A 20,366-nucleotide genomic window follows, 5' to 3' on the forward strand; every position below is an offset into this window, starting at 1 on the left:
TCCCTTTCTCGGTGCAGGTTGATTAGCGGCCTAACAGCGCAAATGCGGCATTGTTCCCGGTGCCGGAACGGAAGACGGCGCCCATTTGTCCCTCAACGGGAAGGAACTTTGTTGAAGTCAGGGAACAAACCTTTTGCCCGGCAGTTCGGGGCCCCAACGCCTACTCTGCAAGGGAGCTATCGTGAAACGTGTACTGATTACGGGAGGCTGCGGCTTCATTGGCCGCCACGTCGCCCAGGAACTCGTCGAACATGGCTATACGGTGCGTGTTCTGGATGTCCTTCTGGAACAGGTGCATGGCGCCGAGGCGATCAGCCTGCCCGCCGGCAGCGAATTGATAAAGGGTGACGTCCGCGACCGGGGCGCGGTGACCGAGGCTGTTTCCGATGTCGATGCCGTGATCCACCTGGCGGCGGAGGTCGGCGTCGGGCAATCCATGTACGAGATCGCGCGCTATGTCGGCACCAATGATCTCGGCACCGCAACCCTGCTCGAGGCATTGATCAAGCGGCCGGTCGAACGCATCGTCGTGGCGTCTTCGATGAGCATCTATGGCGAGGGTCTTTACGAAACGCCGGACGGACGGCGCATCGACAATGCACGCCGCAGGCCAGACGACATCAAGAGCGGCCAGTGGGACCTTTTGTCGGCCGATGGCGAAAGGCTTTCACCGGTCCCGACCGACGAGGAAAAACAGGCCGATCTCGCGTCGATATACGCGCTCACCAAATACGCGCAGGAACGCGCCGTGCTTATCTTCGGCCAGGCCTATGGCATGGACGCGGTGGCGCTGCGCCTGTTCAACGTCTTCGGCGCCGGGCAGGCGCTGTCCAATCCCTATACCGGGGTGCTCGCCAATTTCGCCTCGCGGCTTGCCAACGGCAAGCGACCGATGATTTTCGAGGACGGCCGCCAGAAGCGCGACTTTGTCCATGTGCTCGATGTCGCCCGAGCCTTCCGGCTGGCATTGGAACAGCGCCAGGCGGCCGGGCACGCGATCAACATCGGCAGCGGCCACGCCTACCCGATCAGCGAGGTCGCGCGCCTGCTTGCCGAAGCGATGGGACAGTCGGGACGCTCGCCCGAGATTCTCGGCAAGGCGCGCTCCGGCGATATCCGCAATTGCTTCGCCGACATTTCTAAGGCGCGTGAGCTGCTCGGCTTCGAGCCCCGGCACCGGTTGGAGAATTCACTCGACGAATTCGTCACCTGGGTGCGCAACACCGGCGCGGTGGACCGCGGCGCCGACATGAAGCGGGAGCTGGAAGAGCGGGGGCTGGTGTCATGACGCAGCATCCGCGCATGGCGCCGGTGGCCATAGTCGGCGGCAGCGGCTTCATTGGTTCGAACCTTGCCGACAGCCTTTTGTCGGATGGCGAGCCGGTGCTGGTCGTCGACAATCTCAGCCGGTCGGGCGTCGAACAGAACCTCGAATGGCTTGCGGGCAAACATGGTAGCCGCCTCACGGTTAAGACGGTGGACGTGCGCGACGCCGGCGCCATGCTGGCGGCTCTGGCCCCGGCCAAGGCTATCTTCCATCTGGCCGCGCAGACCGCGGTCACCACGAGCCTTGTGCAGCCGGGAGAAGACCTCGACATCAATCTCCGGGGCACATTCCACGTGCTCGAGGCCGCGCGCCGGACCGGGGCGCCTGTCATCTTCGCCAGCACCAACAAGGTCTATGGCGGCCTGCCGCAGATTGCCGTGCGGGAAGTGGACGATCGCTACGAGCCTTGCGACGAGACGATCGCCGCCAGCGGTGTCGACGAAACGATCGGGCTCGATTTTTGCACGCCTTACGGCTGCTCCAAGGGTGCCGCGGACCAGTATGTGCTCGACTACGCCAAGTCCTACGGCCTGCCCACCGCCGTGCTGCGCATGAGCTGCATCTACGGTCCGCGCCAGTTCGGCACCGAGGACCAGGGCTGGGTTGCCCATTTCCTGCTGAGCGCGCTCCGCGGCCGGCCGATCACCATTTACGGCAATGGCAGGCAGGTGCGCGATATCCTGCACGTTTCCGATGCCGTGGCGGCCTATCGCGCCGTGCTGGCCAGGATCGGCGAATTCAAGGGGCAGGCCTTCAACCTGGGCGGCGGGCCACGAAACGCCGTCAGCCTGCGCACGCTTCTGGCGGAGATCGCCCGCATGACCGGCCACGAGGTCACACTCCGCTACGACCAGGAGCGCACCGGCGACCAACCCTTCTTCGTCGCCGACACCCGCAAGATAGAAGCAGCGCTGGGCTGGAAGGCCCATATGTCGTGGCGCGATGGCATTCGCGACCTTGCCGATTGGCTGCGTCAGCATCGTCTCACGCCGCAAGCGGAAGTCACGAGGTACGTCGCATGAAAGTCGCCTTGATCAATCCGCACTGGACATACGAGCACAGCATCTATTTCGGCTGCCGCCAGCCGCATCTGCCTTTGGAACTCGGCTACTCCAGAGCGCTGCTGGAGGCAGACGGTCACGAGGTCCTGATGCTCGACGGGCAGTTGCAGAACCTCGACAACGCGATGCTGGCGGATCGGGTCGCCGCCTTCGCTCCTGACATGTCGGTGGTGACCACGGCGCCCACCTATCTGTTCTGGCGATGCGCTCCGCCCGAGCTGCGCGTGCCGGGGGAATTCCTGGCCCAGCTCTCGGGACGCGGCGGCCGCACGGTGGCGGTCGGACCGCACGGCTCGGCCACGCCTGCTCCGACCTTGCGTAAGCTCGGCGTCGATGTGGTGGTTCGGGGGGAGTGCGAGGAAGTCGTGGCCGAACTTGCCCGGCAGCGCGACTGGAGCACGGTATCCCACACCGCCCGGCTTGAAGGCGGCGCGTTGGCCGCCAACGGCGACGTGCATGCCAGCCGTTTCATCGACCATCCGGCCCTGCGCTGGCCGACCGACTGGATCGCCGCCCACACGCACCACCATCATCGTTTCGACTCCCAGCAGCACGGTGCTGGAGCAGAGGTCGAAGCGTCGCGGGGCTGCCCCTACAATTGCAGCTTCTGTGCCAAGATCGATTTCCGCGACGCCTACCGCCGCAGGAACCATGAGGCCGTCATTGCCGAGATCGACGGCCTGATTGCACAAGGCGTCGGCTATATCTACTTCATCGACGAGATCTTCCTGCCGCAGAAGGCGCTCCTGGAGGCGTTGGTCGGCCGCGATGTCCAGTTCGGCGTTCAGACCCGCATCGACCTGTGGAAGCCGGAATTGCTGGAACTCCTGGGCGCCGCCGGCTGTGTGTCGATCGAAGCAGGCCTCGAAAGCCTCACCGTCGAAGGCCGAGAGATGCTGGCCAAGCGCTGCCGGCTGGGTACCGAGGAACTGGCCGCGCTGCTGGTCAATGCCCGCCGCCACGTCCCGTTCGTCCAGGCCAACCTGATCGGCGTGGTCGAGGACGATCCCGCGCTGGTGGATTACTGGCGCGGGCACCTCATCGACAACGGCGTATGGGCCAACGAGCCGGTGCCGCTCTATCCCTACCCCAGTTCGCCGAGCTACCGCGCGCTGTGGGGCGAGCCCGACGACCTCGCCTGGGAGCGGGCCCATGAACACTACCTCGCCTCGTTCGCCTCCTTCAGCGACATCCAGGACAAGCAGCCGCGCGCGCTGACCGAGTTGGAAGCGTCATGCTGCAGTCACTGATCCACCGTCCAAGGCGTATTCTGATGACCACCGATGCCGTCGGCGGCGTGTGGCAATATTCGCTCGATCTTTCACGCGAGCTCGCCGCCGCCGGCAACGGCGTCGTGCTTGCCGGCCTGGGGCCACCGCCTTCCGCCGAACAGGCGGACGAGGCGCGATCCTTCGCTGCCCTGGAATGGCTCAAGAGTCCGCCGGACTGGATGACGCACGACCAGCGCGACCTTGATCGGCTTCCCGAGGAATTGCGGGAGCTTGCCAAGGTTTACGCCATCGATCTGCTTCACCTGAACGCCCCGGCGCAGGCGGCCGGTCTCGACCTGCCCTGCCCGGTGGTCGCGGTATCGCATTCCTGTGTCGTCACATGGCTGCACGCGGTGCGCGGCCAGGCGGTCGCGAATGATTGGGCCTGGCAGAAGGATCGCAACAGGGCGGGCCTGGATCGGGCCGATGCCGTGGTGGCGCCGAGCCGGAGCCACGCCGATATGCTCGAGACCTGCTATGGCCCGATCCCCCGCCTGAGCGTCGTCTACAACAGTGCGGCGCCAGGCCAGGCGGCCGCGCATCGCGAAACATTCGTCTTCGCGGCAGCCCGTTGGTGGGACGAGGGAAAAAATGCCGCGGTGCTGGATGCCGCGGCCGCGATCGCGGAATGGCCCTTCTTTGCCGCTGGTCCTCTCGACGGGCCTGAAGGACAGCACGCGCGTCTCCAGCATTGCGTGTCGCTCGGGCCGATCCCTCACGAAGAGGTCAGGCGGCTGATGGCACGCGCCGGAATCTTCGTGTCGACGTCTCGCTATGAGCCTTTCGGACTTGCGGCCCTGGAAGCGGCGATGGCGGGCACGCCCCTGGTCCTGGCCGACATTGGCACCTATCGCGAGATCTGGAACGGCGCGGCGCTGTTCTTCGACGCGCGTGATCAGCATGCCCTTGCCGGCTGCATCGCCCGCCTTGTCCACGACCACGTCCTGCGAAGACAACTCGGCCAGCGCGCGGCCCGGCGGGCGCGCAAATTCTCGCCGCGCTCGCAAGCGACGGCCATGCGGGAAATCTACGAGCAGGCGGCGATGGCCGCCACGGAACGGTAGCCATGCACTTCTTGTTCTACACCCATTCCGCCGTCTCGGACTGGAACCACGGCAATGCGCATTTCCAGCGCGGCATCATGCGCGAACTCATCGCGCGCGGACATCATGTGATCGCACTAGAGCCGGCGGACGGCTGGAGCCGCTCCAACCTGCTGGCGGAGAAAGGGGCCTTCGCCGTCGAGCGCTTCAGGAAGGATTTCCCGGAGCTGATGCCGGTGACCTATGATGCGTCGTTCGATCATGAGGCCTGGATCGCCGACGCGGATGTCGTGATCGTCCATGAATGGACGGCGCCGGACCTCATCACGCGCGTTGGACGCGCGCGGGCCAAGGGAGGCGATTTCACACTCCTGTTCCACGATACGCACCACCGGGCCGTCTCCGCGACCGAGGCCATCTCGGCGCTCACCCTGGAGCATTATGACGGCGTGCTCGCCTTTGGCGAAGCCTTGCGGGACGGCTACCTTCGGGCCGGCTGGGGCAAGCGTGCCTTCACCTGGCACGAGGCGGCGGATGTGCGGTTGTTCAAACCATGTCGGCGCGTGAAGCCCATCGCGGATCTGGTTTGGGTCGGAAATTGGGGGGATGACGAGCGCAGCGCCGAAATCCGCGAATTCCTGATCGATCCGGCACGCGAGCTTCTCTTGTCGGGAACGGTGCACGGGGTGCGCTACCCGCCGGCCGCGCTCAACGCGCTCGCCGATGCGGGCCTGCACTACGAGGGCTGGGTCGCCAATGCCGATGTGCCGAAACTATTCGCGCACCATCGCGTCACCGTGCACATTCCACGCCGGCCCTATCGGCAGGGTCTGCCGGGTATCCCCACGATCCGCATGTTCGAGGCGCTGGCCTGCGGCATTCCCCTTGTGTCGGCGCCCTGGTCCGACGTCGAAGGCCTGTTCCGTCCCGGACAGGATTTCCTTTTCGCGCAGGACGGCGACGAGATGCGCCGTCACCTCAGCGACGTGCTGCATGATGGAGAGCTTGCGCTGACGCTTGCCGCATCGGGGCTCGAAACCATCCTGGCGCGACATACATGCCGGCACCGAGCCGACGAATTGTTCGACATACTGGCCGCATGCGGCAACCGTCATGTAGCCACTCGAATGCCCGCAAAGGAGGCCGCCGCATGAAAATCGCCTTTTACGGATCAAGCCTGTTGTCGTCGTACTGGAATGGGGCGGCGACCTACTATCGCGGGCTGCTCAAGGCGTTGTCGCGCCGCGGCTACGACATCACCTTCTACGAACCCGACGTCTACGACCGGCAGAAGAACCGCGACATCGAGGCTCCCGACTGGTGCACCGTCGTGGTGTACGAGCCGACGCCGCAAGCGCTGATGCAGGTTGCGGCTTGCGCCGCGCAGGCCGACATCGTCGTCAAGGCAAGTGGCGTTGGCTTCGAGGATGACGCATTGCTGAGCGCGGTGCTCGAGCATGCCCGCGCCGATGCAATCACCGTATTCTGGGATGTCGATGCCCCTGCAACGATCAGCCAGTTGCGGGCCGACGCCGACCATCCGCTGCACGATGCCTTGCGCAGGATCGACCTCGTGCTGACCTATGGCGGCGGTGACCCCGTGGTGTGGGAATATCGCGCCCTCGGCGCGGCCGAATGCGTGCCTGTCTACAACGCGCTCGATCCCGAGACACACCATCCGGTCGTCAGCGACCGGCGTTTTGCTTGCGATCTTGCCTTTCTCGGCAACCGCCTGCCCGACCGCGAGGCGCGCGTCGACGCCTTTTTCCTCGATCCGGCCCGCGCGCTGGACGGCAAGCGATTCCTGCTCGGCGGATCCGGGTGGGGAGACAAACCTCTGCCTGGCAACGTCTCCTGGCTCGGCCATGTCGGGACCAGGGATCATAATGCCTTCAACGTCACGCCGAAAGCGGTGTTGAACATCAGCCGCGACAGCATGGCCGCCAACGGTTTTTCGCCGGCGACCCGGGTGTTCGAGGCCGCAGGGGCAGGTGCCTGCATCGTCACCGATGCCTGGCTCGGTGTGGAGATGTTCCTAACGCCCGGTGAGGAAATACTGGTCGCGAGAGACGGCACCGACGTCGCGGAGATCGTGCGGACACTGACACCCGCCCGGGCAAAGGCGATCGGCGAGGCGGCACTGCGGCGTGTTCTTGGCGAGCACACCTACACGCTGAGGGCGGCCTTGGTCGATGCCGTCTTCAAGGAGCACGTCGGACGTCCTACCGTGGAGGCGGCGGAATGACGAAGCAACTCGACATCGTCTTCCTCGGCCTTTCGCTGTCCTCGTCCTGGGGCAACGGTCACGCAACGACTTTCCGCGGGCTGCTGAGAGGCCTTCATGAACTGGGCCATCGCATCACGTTCCTCGAATGCGACGTGCCCTGGTACGCGCGCCATCGTGATCTGCGGGAGCCAGATTTCTGCACCTTGCTCTACTACGAAACGCTCGATGAACTGCGTCGTGCCCACGAGCGGCGCCTGCGGCAAGCCGATATCGTGGTGGTCGGATCCTTCGTGCCCGAGGGGAAGGCGGTGATCGACACCGTGGCGTCGCTCTGCAGCGGGCAATTGTGTTTCTACGACATCGATACGCCCGTGACGCTGGCGCAGATCGCCGAAGACGAATGCGACTATCTGGCAAGGCGGCAGATCTCGTATTTCGACGTCTATTTCTCCTTTACCGGCGGGCCGACGCTCGACCGGTTGCAGTCCGAATTCGGCGCGCAGAGAGCCGAGCCGCTCTACTGTTCCGTCGATCCGGAGCGGCACCACCGGACGGACAATGCCATCCAATGGGATCTCGGCTATCTCGGCACCTACAGTTCGGACCGGCAGCCGGTTCTGGAAACGCTGCTGCTGGAGCCAGCGCGCCGGCTGCCGCGGCGGCGCTTCGTGGTCGCCGGCTCGCAATATCCATCTGACATCGCCTGGCCCGGCAATGTCGAGCGAATCGAACATTTGCCTCCGGCCGAACATGCCGCTTTCTATAGCCGCCAGCGCTACACGCTGAACGTCACCCGGGCATCCATGATCGCGGCCGGATGGTCGCCGAGCGTGCGGCTGTTCGAGGCCGCCGCCTGCGGCACCCCGATCATCAGCGACCGGTGGGCGGGCCTCGACAGTTTTTTTCCCGAACCGACGATTCGAACCGCTGACAAAGCCGACGACGTGATCGCAATTCTGAACGGGCAGACCGATCATGCAAGGCTCGACATGGCTGGCCGGGCCCGCAAGCTTGTCCTGACGAAACACACCGGCACCGCGCGAGCCCGTGAATTCATATCTCGGCTGGCACCACCGGCCCGGATGCGTTCAGGCCTCGGCCTGGACGTTGGCAGTGCGGCATGACTGGCAGACAGGAGAAGATACAGATGCGGCAATCAAGAAAGGCGCAACGGAAGCAGACGGTGCTTATCGCCGGCGGCGCGGGTTTCCTCGGTTCGCATCTTTGCGAAACATTGCTCCAGGACGGCCACCGGGTGATCTGTGTCGACAACTTCCTCACCGGGCGAATGGACAATATCAGGCCGCTTGTCGGCCGACCGCGCTTCCGGCTGATCGAACAGGACATCTGCACCCCGCTGGAACTCGGCGAACCAGTCGACCGCATCTTCAACATGGCTTGCGCGGCATCTCCGCCGCGCTATCAGGCAGACCCGGTTCACACGACGCGCACATGCGTCATCGGCACACTCAATCTGCTTGACCTCGCGGCGGATAACGGCGCCCGGTTCCTGCAAGCTTCAACCAGCGAAGTCTATGGCGATCCGGAACAGCATCCGCAGAAAGAGGACTATGTCGGCCACGTCAACTGCACGGGGCCGCGAGCCTGCTATGATGAAGGCAAGCGGACGGCCGAGACCCTTTGTTTCGATTACCTGCGCGCCGACAAAGCCGATATTCGCGTCGCGCGCATCTTCAACACCTACGGGCCGAGGATGGATCCGGCCGACGGCCGCATCGTCTCCAACCTGGTCATGCAGGCCCTCGAGAAACGGCCGCTGACGATATTCGGTGACGGACATCAAACCAGGTCGTTCTGCTATGTCACGGATCTCGTCGACGGGCTGCTGCGCCTGATGGACATCGATCCCAATCCACGCCAGCCGGTCAACCTGGGCAACCCTGGAGAATTCACCATCCTGCAATTGGCAAGCCTGGTACGCGAGATCACAGGCACGCGGTCGGCCGTGACGTTCCTGCCCTTGCCGCAAGACGATCCGCGCCGGCGCCGGCCCGATATAACGCGTGCGAAGACGCTGCTCGGCTGGATGCCCCATGTGCCCCTCAGGCAGGGCCTCATGCAGACGATCGGTTACTTCGCCGACCTCGATACGGATCGGATCGATGCCTCCCTGACCCCGATTGGCGCCACTGGCGGCTCAAGGACAGGCAAGGCGCAAAACCTGCCGGTTTGAAGACTGGCGGACACGCAATGGCATGGTTGGCGATGTTCAATTCTGCCGCGGCCGGGAACATCCAGGAGCTCTCGTGGTTGGGTTGGAGCGATTCCAGGAAAAGCGCGTAGCGGTTTCCCGTCCGGAATTGCGTCAGACAAAGAGCTGGACGGGTCAACGATTCCATCAGTCGTTGACCCCTCATGGCATCGCGGACGGAGAAGGACCAGTGCAACCGAAACGATCCGCCAGAGACATCGATCAGATCGCCGCCAGGGAAACGGCCGCCTATTTGCGGCGGGCCTCCATCACCTATCTCGAATGTTGCATCAGCTTGATGATGACGCATCTGCAGCGCGAGGAGGTTGCCTCGATTCTGGAACGAGAAGCCGACATGCTGCGCAATCTGGACTAAGCTCGCGGCTTCAGGCCCTTGCCAGTTCGACGAAGCGAAGCAGGCCCACTTGGTAACGCCGGATAGTATCGACCAGTCGGGTGCGGTCCAGTTCGTCACAGGATTGGGTCGCCATGGTCCACAAGCCGAGCTGAAAAGCCAGGTAGCAGGGCTCCATGTAGGCAACCAGGTCAAGGTCGATGCGAGACCGTGTTCCGGTTTCCATGCAACTGACGAGCTTCGAAAACTCCGAGCTGGTCAGGTCATGTTCGACGCAAGCTCCGGCGACGTCCCATTCTATCGCCTGGCAGCCTACGAGGTCATGCGAGCGGCAATGATCGACAGCATCGGTCTTGATGAGCCTGCCATCGGGGCGCGTCAGGAATTCCCAGCGATGCAGCCGCCCGTCGATCTCGACCTTGCGTTCGGTTTGTGGCGGCTGCCGGCTGGCGAACCAATCGTGCAATCGCGTCCCATGACTCTCTCCCAGCGCCCGAGCGCAATTGTAGACAGCCATGCCCGCGAGCTCTGCCAATGAAGCGCCGGCTTGCGTCGTTCGCAGATTGGCGTCGCGCCAGGCCAGGTATCGCCCCAGATGCTCGATGAGCCTGTCCCTGGAAATATGAGCCTGATCCGCAGTTCCCGCGTCGATCCAGCGTTCGACCAGGAAACCATGGCGGAGCCCCACGACCGGCGGACCAAAGCCGGCGTCCTGAAGCGACTTTGCGGAACGCAGCTTGCCTTGGCCGGTTTCGCCGATCCCGGCGAACTTGATCAGCCATCGCTCCGCGCCTGCCGAAGCCATGAACTTGCGCCGTTCGAAACCGCCGAAGACCGGTGGCCAGCACTCGGGCTGGGTTCGAAGACACTCGCGCCAGGCTCCGCCGGAGATTTCATTCAGCTGGATGTCCGACCGGCCCAGAAGCTCGGCGACCCAGTCTTGCAGCCGCGGCGCGGTCGCGCCATCGAAAGCGTGCTCGAAATCCGCGACGTGGCTGCGGCAGCGGAGCCAGATATCGCGTGTGTCGGCCGACGCCTGGGCGCCCGGCTCACCATGGTGACTGGGAAACAAATGGATGCGCTCGATGTCGATGCCAAGGTGAAGCAGCCACGCTATCACGGCGTGGAAGGAACTGCCGGAAAGGCCGGGGCCCTCGTCGACGATCGCAAATCGGGCGGCCGGATCGTGGCGCCAGCCCCCAATCAATTCAGGATCGGCAGCGATGCCGCGGCGGAAAGGATGCCCGACGGGCCGGACACTGACCGGCGGTGGGGCACCGATGGCGGCCGCGACCATCGCGGCGAGCCCGAGACCGATGCTGCGAATGCCGATGACGCAGGTGTTCGCGGCAAGCCCGGATCGACGGGCGGCGACAAGATAGGTTTCGGGGTAGAGCGCGTAAAAGGCATAGCCTTCGGCGGCCCCGGTGACGACTTCGCCCTGGCAATCCAGGTCTCGAAGCATGGCGAGGATATCATCGCGCAGCGCTCCGCTGGCGACGAAGCCGCGTTGCCAGGACCACGCAACTTCCTGCGCCAGCCCGAAAAGGATTTTTGCGCCTTGCCGTTGACGCGGTGAATTGCTGTCGAGCCCAGAGGCCCGGAACTCGATGTCGGCAAGGCCCTGGGCCAGCTCCGAAACGCTGATGAACAGGCCCACCACGGCGGCATGGCGCTCGATGCCGGCCGGCATTGAGCCGATGTGTTCGGCCGCCTCGCAGGCACTCTCTCCGAGCCGCGACGCATTGTACGCCTGCTTGTGGTCGCCGAAGACGATCATCTCGTTCCTGCCGGACTATCCAGCCGCCAACGCCAACCAGCCCCCTTTGATCCGTGCCGGGTGCTGCAATTTTTCATGTTTCGAAGGAACATTCGTGGCCGCTCCCGGTTCGGCGCCGAGGAACTTACCTCCAACCAACAGAGGCGTCGGTTTCGTGGCATCGAAGAAAGTTCGTATCGGCATCGTCGGTGTCGGCAATTGCGCATCCTCCCTGGTGCAAGGGCTGACCTATTATCGCGACGCAAAAAGCAACGAGCCGATACCCGGCCTGATGCATGCCGACCTCGGCGGCTATCATGTCGATGACGTCGAGGTCGTCTGCGCGTTCGACGTCGCAACGACCAAGGTGGGGCGCGATGTCGCCGAAGCGATCTACAGCGCGCCCAACAACACCTTCCGCTTCGCCGATGTGGCGCCGACCGGCGTTCGTGTCGAGCGTGGTCCCACGCTCGACGGCATCGGCAAATATCTGCGGGACGAAATCGAGGAATCGAAGGAGCCGGTCGCCGACGTCTGTGGGGCCCTTCGCGACAGCGGCTGCGACGTGCTGGTATCGTATCTGCCGGTCGGTTCCGAAGAGGCGACGCGTTTTTACGCCGAATGCGCGTTGGATGCCGGCTGTGCATTCGTCAACTGCATCCCCGTCTTCATTGCTTCGCGTCCGGAATGGCGGCGCCGGTTCGAGCAGCGCGGCCTTCCCCTGGTCGGGGACGACATCAAGAGCCAGGTCGGCGCGACCATCGTGCACCGCTTGCTGGCCAATCTTTTCCGTGAGCGCGGGGTGCGCATAGACCGCACCTACCAGCTCAATTTCGGCGGCAACACGGACTTCCTCAACATGCTGGAACGCGAGCGGCTGGAATCTAAGAAGATCTCCAAGACCCAGTCCGTCACCAGCCAGATCGACGTTCCGCTCGAAGCGGGCAACATCCATGTCGGCCCAAGCGATCACGTGCCTTGGCTGACCGACCGCAAATGGGCCTATATCCGCGTCGAAGGCACGACCTTCGGCGGCGTGCCGCTGAACGCTGAACTCAAGCTCGAAGTGTGGGACTCGCCCAACTCCGCCGGCGTGGTGATCGATGCCGTGCGTTGCGCCAAACTCGCGCTCGACCGCGGCATTGCAGGCGCCCTGACCGGGCCTTGCGCCTATTTCATGAAATCTCCGCCGGAGCAGTTCACCGACGCCGAGGCACGCCTGCGCACCCTCGCCTTCATCTCCGGCAAGGACGAGCCGATGCTCGACGCCGCCGAATGACAACGACGTTTTTTCTGATCCGGCATGCGGCGCACGACAATGTCGGCGGCTATCTGGCGGGCCGAATGGAAGGCGTCTACCTCGGCGAGGCCGGCAAGGCACAGGCTCAGCATCTCGCCGGCCGCATGGCGCGCGAACACCTTGCCATCATCTGCAGCAGTCCGCGCGAGCGCACGCTTGAAACCGCAAAACCGATTGCACTTGCCTGCGGCGTCAACGACATCGCGATCTGCCAGGAGTTGGACGAAATCGACTTCGGCGTCTGGTCGGGCAAGACCTTCGATGAGCTGAATACAGACGCCAACTGGCGTCTCTGGAATGATCAACGCCAACAGGCGCGCACGCCGAGCGGTGAAACGATGCTGGACGTCCAGCAGCGCATCGTCGGCCTTATGGACGCTCTGCGCCAAAACACCCAGGGCCAGTGCGTTGCGCTTGTCAGCCACGCCGACGTCATCAAGGCGGCGGTATGCAAGGTGCTCGGCCTCCAGCTCGGCGACTGCTTCCGCTTCGACGTCGAGCCGGCGTCGATCACCACGGTCGTGCATGGCGACTGGGGCTCGAAACTTATTCGCCTCAATGAAAGCGCCTGACAGGAGTGATGAAATGCGGATGGTCATTTTCGGCCTCACCGTTACCTCTTCGTGGGGAAACGGCCATGCCACGCTCTGGCGCGGGCTTATACGGGCGCTGGCGCGGTTGGGCTGGTCTGTCAGCTTCTTCGAACATGATACGCCTTACTATGCCGGAACCCGGGATCTCGATCATCTCGATGGCGGTCACCTCGTTCTATATCCCGACTGGGACAATATCCGCCGTGTCGCCGAGGCCACGATCCAGCAAGCCGATGTGGTCATCGTCACATCCTATTGCCCCGACGCCATCGAAGCCTCGCGGCTTGCGCAGCAAACCTGCCGTGGACTGAAGGTGTTTTATGATCTCGACACGCCCGTCACGCTGACAAGGATCGAGCAAGGCGAATGGCCGCCCTATTTCGGTCCGGAAGGCCTGCGCGATTTCGATCTGGTGCTGAGCTATACGGGCGGGCCGGCGCTCGATGCGCTGAAGACGGTGCTCGGCGCCGGTTTCGTCGCTCCGCTTTACGGCCATGTCGATCCAAAACGCCACCGGCCGGCTCAGCCAAGAGCCGATTTTGCCGGCGACCTGTCTTATCTCGGCACTTATGCCGCGGACCGTCAGGCCGGCGTCGAGAAGCTGCTGGTACAGCCCGCGGCCCGGCTCCCCGATCGCCGCTTCATCATCGGCGGCGCGCAGTATCCGCAGGAATTCCCGTGGAGCGACAACATCTTCTTTGTCAGACACCTGCCGCCAGCCGATCATCCGGCCTTCTTCTGCTCATCGCGGCTGACGCTGAATGTCACCCGCGAGGCGATGGCGAAAAAGGGCTGGTGCCCCTCGGGCCGGCTGTTCGAGGCGGCAGCCTGTGGCGCCGCGATCATCAGCGACAGATGGCCGGGCCTGGACAGTTTCTTTGAACCCGGCAGCGAGATCCTGCTCGCCGACAGCACTGACGACGTGGTCGCCGCCTTGAGCCTGTCGGACCGGGAGCTTGACACCCTGCGCATGCGCGCCCGCGAGCGTGTGCTTGACGAACACACATCCGCGCGGCGCGCCGCGGATCTGGACCAGATGCTGAACGACGCATTGCATGCGCCGGCGCGCGAACAGATGAAGGAAGCCGTCTGATGCTGGGCATAGTGCCCGCCGCCGGACGCGGCAGCCGTATTCAACCGCTCGGCTTCTCGAAAGAGTTGCTGCCGGTCGGCAGCAGGTTGGACGGACAGACCGAACGTCCTTGCGCGGTGAGCGAATATCTCGTGCGGCGCATGGTGCTCAATGGCGTCGACAGGATCTGCTTCGTCATCGGGTCGGGCAAATCGGACATCCTGGAATATTACGCGGCGGGCTACGACACCGCGACCGCCATTTTCGTGGCCCAGCCCTCCCCGGTCGGTCTTTGCGACGCGATCTTCCGCGCGGAGCCGCTGGTCTCGCCACAGGAGACGGTTCTCGTCGGTCTCCCCGACACCATCTGGTTTCCCGAGGATGGTTTCTGCCGGCTTGCCGATGATCGGCTGTCCTTCCTGCTGTTCCCCGTGGATCGTCCCGAACTCTTCGACGCCGTGGTTGTCGACGAGGGCGACCGGGTGAGGGAAATTCAGGTCAAGCAGCGCGACGCCGCGACCAATTGGATCTGGGGCGCGTTCAAGATGCCGGGCCGTATCTTCCACCAGCTTGCGGCGCTGTGGCGCGAGCGGGACCGTTACGACGAATATCTTGGCACACTGATCAATGCCTACCTGGCTTCTGGAGGTGAGGCTTATGGCGTGAAGGCAGGCACCGCCTATGTCGATGTCGGGACCTTCAACGGCTACCGCACGGCGCTGCGCCTGCTCGAAAATAACGATGTCCCCGAAGACGCAGGCTCGCACCTGTTAACGGCCCAGGGCCGCTCGCACGTACCGTCCTTTCCAGGCGAAGGAGGTTAGAATGCTGCATTCCAATGCCGATATACGTCGTCGCATCGATGCGCTCGGGCCGTGGTTCCACAATATGGAATTGGCCGGCGTCGAGACCGCGCCCGACCATTTCCTCGGCAATTACCCGCTGATCAAATGGCGCAAGTTCGCGGACGCGATCCCTGCCGATCTGACGGGCAAATCCGTGCTCGATATCGGCTGCAACGCCGGCTTCTATTCGATCGAAATGAAAAGGCGTGGCGCCGACCGTGTGCTCGGCATCGACTTCGACGAGGTCTATCTGGCACAGGCTCGTTTTGCCGCCGAGGTCGCGGATTGCGAGATCGAATTCCGGCAGTTGTCGGTCTATGACGTCGGCGCTCTGGGCGAAAGCTTCGACATCGTGCTGTTCATGGGGGTGCTCTACCATCTGCGCCATCCGCTGCTGGCGCTCGATCTGATCCGCGAGCACGTCGTGGCCGATCTTTTGATCTTCCAGTCGATGCAGCGCGGCAGCACCGATTTGCCCGAGCTCGAACAGAACTACCACTTCTGGAGCCATGAGCTGTTCGGCCAGCCGGAATTCCCGAAACTTCACTTCATCGAGCACCGCTATGCCGACGATCCGACAAATTGGTGGATACCGAACCGCGCCTGCGCCGAGGCGATGCTGCGTAGCGCCGGTTTTGAGATCGTGCTGCATCCAGAAACGGAGGTTTATTTGTGCCGCGTGGCCGGCGAGCCGGCCGGCGGCGGTGCCGTCTATCCGGTGAAAGGAAGACAAGATGATTGAAGCCGCCATGATCTGGAACGAGCCCAACAACAAGTCCCATTGGGATCCCGAGCTTGATCCTGACTGGAGCCGCTTCGCCACCATGGCGATCCTGGCCGCTGATGCGATAAAGCGGGAAAATCCGGCAGTGACCAAGGTCCTCGGCGGTATCTCGCCGATCGATGCGGGGTTCATGACCCGGATGAAGGAATTCGGCGTGCTCGATCACCTCGACGCCGTCGCCGTGCACGGCTTCCCGCTGGACTGGAACCTTTGGCAAATCCAGGAGTGGCCGCAAAAGCTCGGCGAAATTTCCGCGGTCATCGACCTCCCGGTCTGGGTCAGCGAAGTCGGTATTTCGACCTTTGGCGCGGAGGAGGTCCAGGTATGGGGCTTGCGCCGTACGGCGGAACTGCTGATCGGCAATGCGCCGCGCATCCAATGGTACAGTCTCTACGACCTCCCACGCGCCTGGGAAGCCACCACGCGCCACCGCGAAGCGGAAGGATCTTCCTATTACCGCCACTTCTACATGGGCCTGCTGCGCGAGGACGGCACGCCGAAGCCGGCACTCGAGGAATTCCTTCGCTACGCTCCGCAGATTGGATTGGTCCAGTGGTTCCACTACCAAGACCATCGGCTGGACGATGCCGTTACCTGGATGAAACGGCTCGGCGTCACCCATATGCGCACAGGCCTGTCCTGGGCCGACAGTTTCAGGCCTAACGCGCTCGACTGGTTCGACCGCCAGATGCAGGCACTTGAGGATTTCAATGTTACGGTCACGTTCTGCTTCACGCCCGAACATCGCGGCCTGCAACCCCACCACACCAGCCCGCCTTTGGTGCCGGAGGAATTCGCTGAATTCTGCGCCGATATGATCCGGCGCTATGCGCCCGGAATCCGCGCCGGCGCGGTTCCGGCGCGTCGGGCCTCGGCCGCATGAGGGCTTCGTGCTGTGACCCTCACGGTCCTCAATGTAGCCTATCCCCTGGCCCCGGTCGGGCCTGACGCCGTCGGCGGCGCGGAACAAGTGCTGTCCATGCTGGATCGGGCGCTGGTGCGGATGGGCAATCGTTCCCTTGTCGTCGCATGCCAGGGTTCCAATACGGCCGGTACCCTGATCGAGACGCCTGCCGAACCGGGCCTACTCGACGAAGCAGCCAAGAGGCGGGCGCAGGACGCGCATCGTACGGCAATCGCTGAAGCCCGCGCACGCTGGCCGATCGATGTGGTTCATCTGCACGGCATCGACTTCGATGCCTACCTGCCGGACACTGGCCCGACGCTGGTAACGCTGCACCTGCCGCTCGAATGGTACCCGCCGGCGGTGCTAAGACCGGTGCGTGAGGACCTGTGGCTTCACGCTGTATCGGCGGCCCAACAGGAAACAGCTCCGGCCGGCTCCATTCTGGTGCCGCCGATCCCGAACGGCGTTGACGTCGATGCTTTGAGCGAAACCCGATCGCGGCGCAATTTCGCGCTGGTACTCAGTCGAATATGCCCCGAGAAAGGCATTCATCTGGCACTAGATGCGGCCAAACAGGCGGGCGTGCCGCTGGCCGTCGGTGGCAGGCTCTATCCCTACCAGACGCATATCCAGTATTTCCACGATGAAATCGTGCCACGTCTCGACAGGCACCGGCGCTTCCTCGGACCGCTCGGCTTTTTCGCCAAACGGCGTTTTCTCAATGCCGCCCGCTGCCTGGTCATCCCCAGCCTCGCCGCCGAAACAAGCTCGCTTGTCGCGATGGAGGCGCTCGCTTGCGGCACGCCGGTCGTTGCCTTTCCAAATGGCGCGCTGCCCGACGTCATCCAGCACGGCAGGACCGGCTTTCTGGTCGACCACGTCGACGAGATGGCGCAAGCCATCATGGCCTCGGCCGGTCTCGACAACGAAACATGCCGGGCCGAGGCGCGCCGCCGCTTTTCCCTCGAGCGTATGATCTCGTCGTACATGGATGCATATGAAGGTCTGGCGCGGCTTGGCGCTCGCCAGCCAGCGCTGGAGACCGACCGGTGAGCGGTCTCCACGCCGAGATCATCCGCGACGAAGGAGCATTGGAGGCGCTTGGACCGCGCTGGCGGCGGCTCTGGCTGCAAAGTCCCGCCGCGACGCCCTTCCAGTCTCCCGCCTGGCTTCTGCCATGGTGGCGGACATTCGCGCCGGGTGAATTGACGGCGATCGCCATATGGAATGGACACGATCTCGTCGGCCTGGCGCCGCTCTATCTGGAAGCGCACGTTTCCGGTCCGCGCTTGTTGCCGATCGGGATTTCACTCAGCGACTATCTCGACATATTGTGCGCATCGGAACAACAGTCAGCGGTCAACGCGGCGATCGCCGAGGCTGTCCTCTCGCTTGAATGGTCGCAATGGATCCTGCCCGATCTCGCGACCGAGGCAGCCGCGCTGGCCCTGACACTGCCGGCCGTGCGGGAGAATTGCCATTCGTGCCATGCCGCATGCCCGGTGCTCTCGCTTGCTGGCGATCCGTCGCTGACGGATTGTGTCCCCGCCCGGCGCAGGCGCCAGTTGCGCCGTGCCCACCAAGCCGCACGCCGCAGAGACCGTGTCGACATCCGGCGGGCCGAGGCTGATCCCGAAACATTCCTCGGCCAGTTGTTCCGGTTGCATGTCGCGCGTTGGAATGGGCAAGGCGGCGGCGTGCTGGCCGACGCCGCCACACGGGAATTTCACCGCAATGCCCTCCCCCGCCTCGCGGCGGAGGGCTTGGCCCGATGCTGGCTGATCGAGGTCGGCGATTCGGTTGTCGGCGCCTATTACGGGTTCCATCACAGCCGCCGCGCCTATGCCTATCTCGGCGGCTTCGATCCAGCCTATGCCGGCGAGAGCCCGGGAGCGATCCTGATCGGTCACGCCATTGGCGAAGCCTTCCGTGAAGGCGCGCGGGAATTCGACTTCCTGCGGGGCCAGGAAAGCTACAAATACGGGTGGGGCGCGCTCGACCGCTGGACCAGGCAAAGGGTATGGACGCGGAGCACGCCGGCGTGACGGCGCCGCGTCACGGATTGGTCCATGAGGCGGCAGCGGCAATGCGCACGCTGGAGATTTGCCTGATGGACGGGGTTTCCCCCGAAGTCGCCCTCGCCAGACTGGCGGTTCATGTGGACACAGGAATTGACGCGGCGGATCTGGCGGACATCGCCTTGGCCATGCGGTCAAACGACAGTGCCGAACGATATTGGCTTAAGTCCGTTGCCGCGCTGCTTTTGCGTAAGCTGGATGATTTCGAAGACCTTCGCGCAGCGGCCGCGGCGGTTTGCCATGAAATCGGCAAGGGTGAAATGGCGGCGGCGACCGTGCAGCGGCTGGCGAGCGGCTTTGACCGCGCGGCCGCCATTTCGCCTGCCGCGAGTGTACAATTGTCCTCGCTCGGCGACGAGGAAATCCTGGCGGCAACGACGGCTGAGATTGTCGGCTGGCTGGAAGGTCACGGCTTTATCGGATCCGGCAAGGACATACTGGACATCGGGTGCGGCATTGGCCGGTTCGAAACGGCCCTTCACGCCAAGGTCGGCCGTTTGGTCGGCATCGACATCTCCTCGACCATGCTCGCGATCGCAGGCCGGCAATGCGCTTCGTTTGCCAACGTGGAACTGCGGCAGACATCGGGGTTGGACCTCACCGACTTCGCCGACAAGAGTTTCGACGGCATACTGGCTGTCGACAGTTTTCCCTATCTGGTGCTAGCCGGGCTTGCCGAGCGGCACTTGAGCGAGATGGCGCGGGTGCTCAGGCCAGGCGGCATGGCAGCGATTTTGAACTACTCCTACCGTGGGGCGGTCGCCCTCGACCGCTACGATATCCATCGCTTCGCAAACGAGTCCGGCATGCGGATCATCGTCGACGCGGAGATGCCATTCAGCCGTTGGGACGGGACCGCATTTCTTCTGCGAGCCGGAGGAACATAGTGCCTCAACCCGTGTTCGAGAGGAATCGCAGCGATGACCAGCCCAACCATGGATTTGGAACGACATGCCCTGCAACGCCCGATGGCAACCGATCGAGGGACCGTCGGTGGACGACCACGCTGAGCTGAACCGTCGCCCCATGGTGACGGCTCGAAGGGAAAATTTCGGATTGCCGAACAATGTTGTGCAGAGCCGGGGGCCGGCCGGATTGCGGGTCGGGATCGCCTTGCAAACACCGGCCGCCTGTGCACAGTGTTTTGCAGGAATATCATTTGTTAAGAGAATGCGATGTCTCGCATGAGCCAGCGCAACCTTGGCCCCCAGGCAAGTCTGGGCATGGATCAGGAGATTGCGTCACTGCTGACAGCCATCGAACAGGAGAAAGTTCCTGATCGCCTGACCACGCTTGCGATGGAGTTGCAGAATGCGCTGGTCGAAAAGCGCCGACGCGAGACGACGATCAAGTTGAGCTGATTATCGGTGGCGTTCGGCGCCAGTGTCGTAATGGTCTTCGGACAAATAACTGCGCCTTTCGACCAGTGATTGCGACGAGGTCTCGCCAAGCGCCTCCAGCACGCCCGCGCGTGCGCGGTTCAGGCGGCTTTTCACGGTTCCCACCGCGCACCCGCATATCTCCGCCGTTTC

20 protein-coding genes and 1 pseudogene are annotated in these 20,366 nt (G+C 63.7%); 19 read left to right on the top strand and 2 right to left on the bottom strand.

The window, feature by feature from the left end; translation table 11 throughout:
* Positions 1 to 181 precede the first annotated feature (181 nt).
* Genes FJ930_RS15610 through FJ930_RS30500 form a run of 9 tightly spaced genes read left to right on the top strand, consistent with a single transcriptional unit; the run spans position 182 to position 9,517 of the window.
* On the top strand, positions 182 to 1,288 hold the full coding sequence (locus FJ930_RS15610; protein WP_141838807.1) for an SDR family NAD(P)-dependent oxidoreductase: 1,107 nt from the start codon (positions 182 to 184) through the stop codon (positions 1,286 to 1,288).
* A complete protein-coding gene (locus FJ930_RS15615; protein ID WP_141838809.1) occupies positions 1,285 to 2,349 on the top strand; it encodes an NAD-dependent epimerase/dehydratase family protein in 1,065 nt (354 codons plus the stop codon). Before FJ930_RS15610 ends, FJ930_RS15615 begins: the two co-directional genes overlap by 4 nt.
* Positions 2,346 to 3,638, top strand: a complete 1,293-nt coding sequence (locus FJ930_RS15620) for a TIGR04295 family B12-binding domain-containing radical SAM protein (RefSeq protein ID WP_141838811.1) — start codon at positions 2,346 to 2,348, stop codon at positions 3,636 to 3,638. Before FJ930_RS15615 ends, FJ930_RS15620 begins: the two co-directional genes overlap by 4 nt.
* Positions 3,623 to 4,723 (top strand): glycosyltransferase family 4 protein, encoded by a 1,101-nt coding sequence (locus FJ930_RS15625; RefSeq protein ID WP_141838813.1) that lies wholly within the window; start codon positions 3,623 to 3,625, stop codon positions 4,721 to 4,723. Before FJ930_RS15620 ends, FJ930_RS15625 begins: the two co-directional genes overlap by 16 nt.
* Positions 4,724 to 4,725: 2 nt before the next feature.
* A complete protein-coding gene (locus tag FJ930_RS15630) occupies positions 4,726 to 5,856 on the top strand; it encodes a glycosyltransferase (RefSeq protein ID WP_141838815.1) in 1,131 nt (376 codons plus the stop codon).
* Positions 5,853 to 6,947, top strand: coding sequence for a glycosyltransferase (locus FJ930_RS15635; protein WP_141838817.1), 1,095 nt, complete (start codon positions 5,853 to 5,855; stop codon positions 6,945 to 6,947). The genes FJ930_RS15630 and FJ930_RS15635 overlap by 4 nt, the downstream gene beginning before the upstream one ends.
* Positions 6,944 to 8,053 carry a glycosyltransferase gene (locus tag FJ930_RS15640; protein ID WP_141838819.1) on the top strand — a complete coding sequence of 370 codons (1,110 nt, stop codon included), beginning with the start codon at positions 6,944 to 6,946 and terminating at the stop codon, positions 8,051 to 8,053. Before FJ930_RS15635 ends, FJ930_RS15640 begins: the two co-directional genes overlap by 4 nt.
* Before the next feature lie 23 nt (positions 8,054 to 8,076).
* Positions 8,077 to 9,123, top strand: a complete 1,047-nt coding sequence (locus tag FJ930_RS15645; protein ID WP_141838822.1) for a UDP-glucuronic acid decarboxylase family protein — start codon at positions 8,077 to 8,079, stop codon at positions 9,121 to 9,123.
* Positions 9,124 to 9,145: 22 nt separating this feature from the next.
* On the top strand, positions 9,146 to 9,517 hold the full coding sequence (locus FJ930_RS30500; RefSeq protein WP_246676924.1) for a hypothetical protein: 372 nt from the start codon (positions 9,146 to 9,148) through the stop codon (positions 9,515 to 9,517).
* Between the two features lie 10 nt (positions 9,518 to 9,527).
* On the opposite strand, the gene FJ930_RS15655 is transcribed toward FJ930_RS30500, so the two are convergent.
* The gene (locus FJ930_RS15655; protein ID WP_141838824.1) at positions 9,528 to 11,276 is read right to left on the bottom strand and encodes a hypothetical protein; all 1,749 of its coding nucleotides are present in this window, start codon (positions 11,274 to 11,276) and stop codon (positions 9,528 to 9,530) included.
* A gap of 154 nt (positions 11,277 to 11,430) precedes the next feature.
* On the opposite strand from FJ930_RS15655, the gene FJ930_RS15660 reads away from it, so the two are divergent.
* The 10 genes from FJ930_RS15660 (at position 11,431) to FJ930_RS15705 (ending at position 20,195) form a co-directional block, all read left to right on the top strand.
* Positions 11,431 to 12,534: an inositol-3-phosphate synthase gene (locus FJ930_RS15660; protein ID WP_141838826.1), complete on the top strand. Its 1,104-nt coding sequence runs from the start codon at positions 11,431 to 11,433 to the stop codon at positions 12,532 to 12,534.
* Positions 12,531 to 13,127, top strand: coding sequence for a histidine phosphatase family protein (locus tag FJ930_RS15665; RefSeq protein ID WP_141838828.1), 597 nt, complete (start codon positions 12,531 to 12,533; stop codon positions 13,125 to 13,127). The genes FJ930_RS15660 and FJ930_RS15665 overlap by 4 nt, the downstream gene beginning before the upstream one ends.
* A gap of 13 nt (positions 13,128 to 13,140) precedes the next feature.
* The gene (locus FJ930_RS15670) at positions 13,141 to 14,241 is read left to right on the top strand and encodes a glycosyltransferase (protein ID WP_141838830.1); all 1,101 of its coding nucleotides are present in this window, start codon (positions 13,141 to 13,143) and stop codon (positions 14,239 to 14,241) included.
* Positions 14,241 to 15,044, top strand: coding sequence for a sugar phosphate nucleotidyltransferase (locus tag FJ930_RS15675; protein ID WP_141838832.1), 804 nt, complete (start codon positions 14,241 to 14,243; stop codon positions 15,042 to 15,044). The genes FJ930_RS15670 and FJ930_RS15675 overlap by 1 nt, the downstream gene beginning before the upstream one ends.
* A gap of 1 nt (position 15,045) precedes the next feature.
* Positions 15,046 to 15,807: a TIGR04290 family methyltransferase gene (locus FJ930_RS15680; protein ID WP_141838834.1), complete on the top strand. Its 762-nt coding sequence runs from the start codon at positions 15,046 to 15,048 to the stop codon at positions 15,805 to 15,807.
* On the top strand, positions 15,800 to 16,732 hold the full coding sequence (locus FJ930_RS15685; protein WP_141838836.1) for a beta-xylosidase: 933 nt from the start codon (positions 15,800 to 15,802) through the stop codon (positions 16,730 to 16,732). Before FJ930_RS15680 ends, FJ930_RS15685 begins: the two co-directional genes overlap by 8 nt.
* 12 nt (positions 16,733 to 16,744) lie before the next feature.
* Positions 16,745 to 17,809: a glycosyltransferase gene (locus tag FJ930_RS15690; protein ID WP_141838838.1), complete on the top strand. Its 1,065-nt coding sequence runs from the start codon at positions 16,745 to 16,747 to the stop codon at positions 17,807 to 17,809.
* A complete protein-coding gene (locus tag FJ930_RS15695) occupies positions 17,806 to 18,801 on the top strand; it encodes a GNAT family N-acetyltransferase (protein ID WP_141838840.1) in 996 nt (331 codons plus the stop codon). Before FJ930_RS15690 ends, FJ930_RS15695 begins: the two co-directional genes overlap by 4 nt.
* Positions 18,777 to 19,721, top strand: a complete 945-nt coding sequence (locus FJ930_RS15700) for a class I SAM-dependent methyltransferase (RefSeq protein ID WP_141838842.1) — start codon at positions 18,777 to 18,779, stop codon at positions 19,719 to 19,721. Before FJ930_RS15695 ends, FJ930_RS15700 begins: the two co-directional genes overlap by 25 nt.
* A gap of 288 nt (positions 19,722 to 20,009) precedes the next feature.
* Positions 20,010 to 20,195, top strand: coding sequence for a hypothetical protein (locus tag FJ930_RS15705; protein WP_141838843.1), 186 nt, complete (start codon positions 20,010 to 20,012; stop codon positions 20,193 to 20,195).
* On the opposite strand, the pseudogene FJ930_RS30505 reads toward FJ930_RS15705, so the two are convergent.
* Positions 20,196 to 20,366: pseudogene (locus FJ930_RS30505) on the bottom strand (RNA polymerase subunit sigma-70); the annotation flags it as partial. It lies immediately after the preceding gene.

It is taken from the genome of Mesorhizobium sp. B2-4-15 (genome assembly GCF_006658505.1).
Classification (GTDB): domain Bacteria; phylum Pseudomonadota; class Alphaproteobacteria; order Rhizobiales; family Rhizobiaceae; genus Mesorhizobium.

What these genes read in the sequence shown, in the direction of transcription:
- FJ930_RS15615 (WP_141838809.1), top strand. Translation starts at nt 1,285, where the DNA reads ATGACGCAGCATCCGCGCATGGCGCCGGTGGCCATAGTCGGCGGCAGC.
- FJ930_RS15620 (WP_141838811.1), top strand. Translation starts at nt 2,346, where the DNA reads ATGAAAGTCGCCTTGATCAATCCGCACTGGACATACGAGCACAGCATC.
- FJ930_RS15625 (WP_141838813.1), top strand. Translation starts at nt 3,623, where the DNA reads ATGCTGCAGTCACTGATCCACCGTCCAAGGCGTATTCTGATGACCACC.
- FJ930_RS15630 (WP_141838815.1), top strand. Translation starts at nt 4,726, where the DNA reads ATGCACTTCTTGTTCTACACCCATTCCGCCGTCTCGGACTGGAACCAC.
- FJ930_RS15635 (WP_141838817.1), top strand. Translation starts at nt 5,853, where the DNA reads ATGAAAATCGCCTTTTACGGATCAAGCCTGTTGTCGTCGTACTGGAAT.
- FJ930_RS15640 (WP_141838819.1), top strand. Translation starts at nt 6,944, where the DNA reads ATGACGAAGCAACTCGACATCGTCTTCCTCGGCCTTTCGCTGTCCTCG.
- FJ930_RS15645 (WP_141838822.1), top strand. Translation starts at nt 8,077, where the DNA reads ATGCGGCAATCAAGAAAGGCGCAACGGAAGCAGACGGTGCTTATCGCC.
- FJ930_RS30500 (WP_246676924.1), top strand. Translation starts at nt 9,146, where the DNA reads ATGGTTGGCGATGTTCAATTCTGCCGCGGCCGGGAACATCCAGGAGCT.
- FJ930_RS15655 (WP_141838824.1), bottom strand. Translation starts at nt 11,276, where the DNA reads ATGATCGTCTTCGGCGACCACAAGCAGGCGTACAATGCGTCGCGGCTC.
- FJ930_RS15665 (WP_141838828.1), top strand. Translation starts at nt 12,531, where the DNA reads ATGACAACGACGTTTTTTCTGATCCGGCATGCGGCGCACGACAATGTC.
- FJ930_RS15670 (WP_141838830.1), top strand. Translation starts at nt 13,141, where the DNA reads ATGCGGATGGTCATTTTCGGCCTCACCGTTACCTCTTCGTGGGGAAAC.
- FJ930_RS15675 (WP_141838832.1), top strand. Translation starts at nt 14,241, where the DNA reads ATGCTGGGCATAGTGCCCGCCGCCGGACGCGGCAGCCGTATTCAACCG.
- FJ930_RS15680 (WP_141838834.1), top strand. Translation starts at nt 15,046, where the DNA reads ATGCTGCATTCCAATGCCGATATACGTCGTCGCATCGATGCGCTCGGG.
- FJ930_RS15685 (WP_141838836.1), top strand. Translation starts at nt 15,800, where the DNA reads ATGATTGAAGCCGCCATGATCTGGAACGAGCCCAACAACAAGTCCCAT.
- FJ930_RS15700 (WP_141838842.1), top strand. Translation starts at nt 18,777, where the DNA reads ATGGACGCGGAGCACGCCGGCGTGACGGCGCCGCGTCACGGATTGGTC.
- FJ930_RS15705 (WP_141838843.1), top strand. Translation starts at nt 20,010, where the DNA reads ATGTCTCGCATGAGCCAGCGCAACCTTGGCCCCCAGGCAAGTCTGGGC.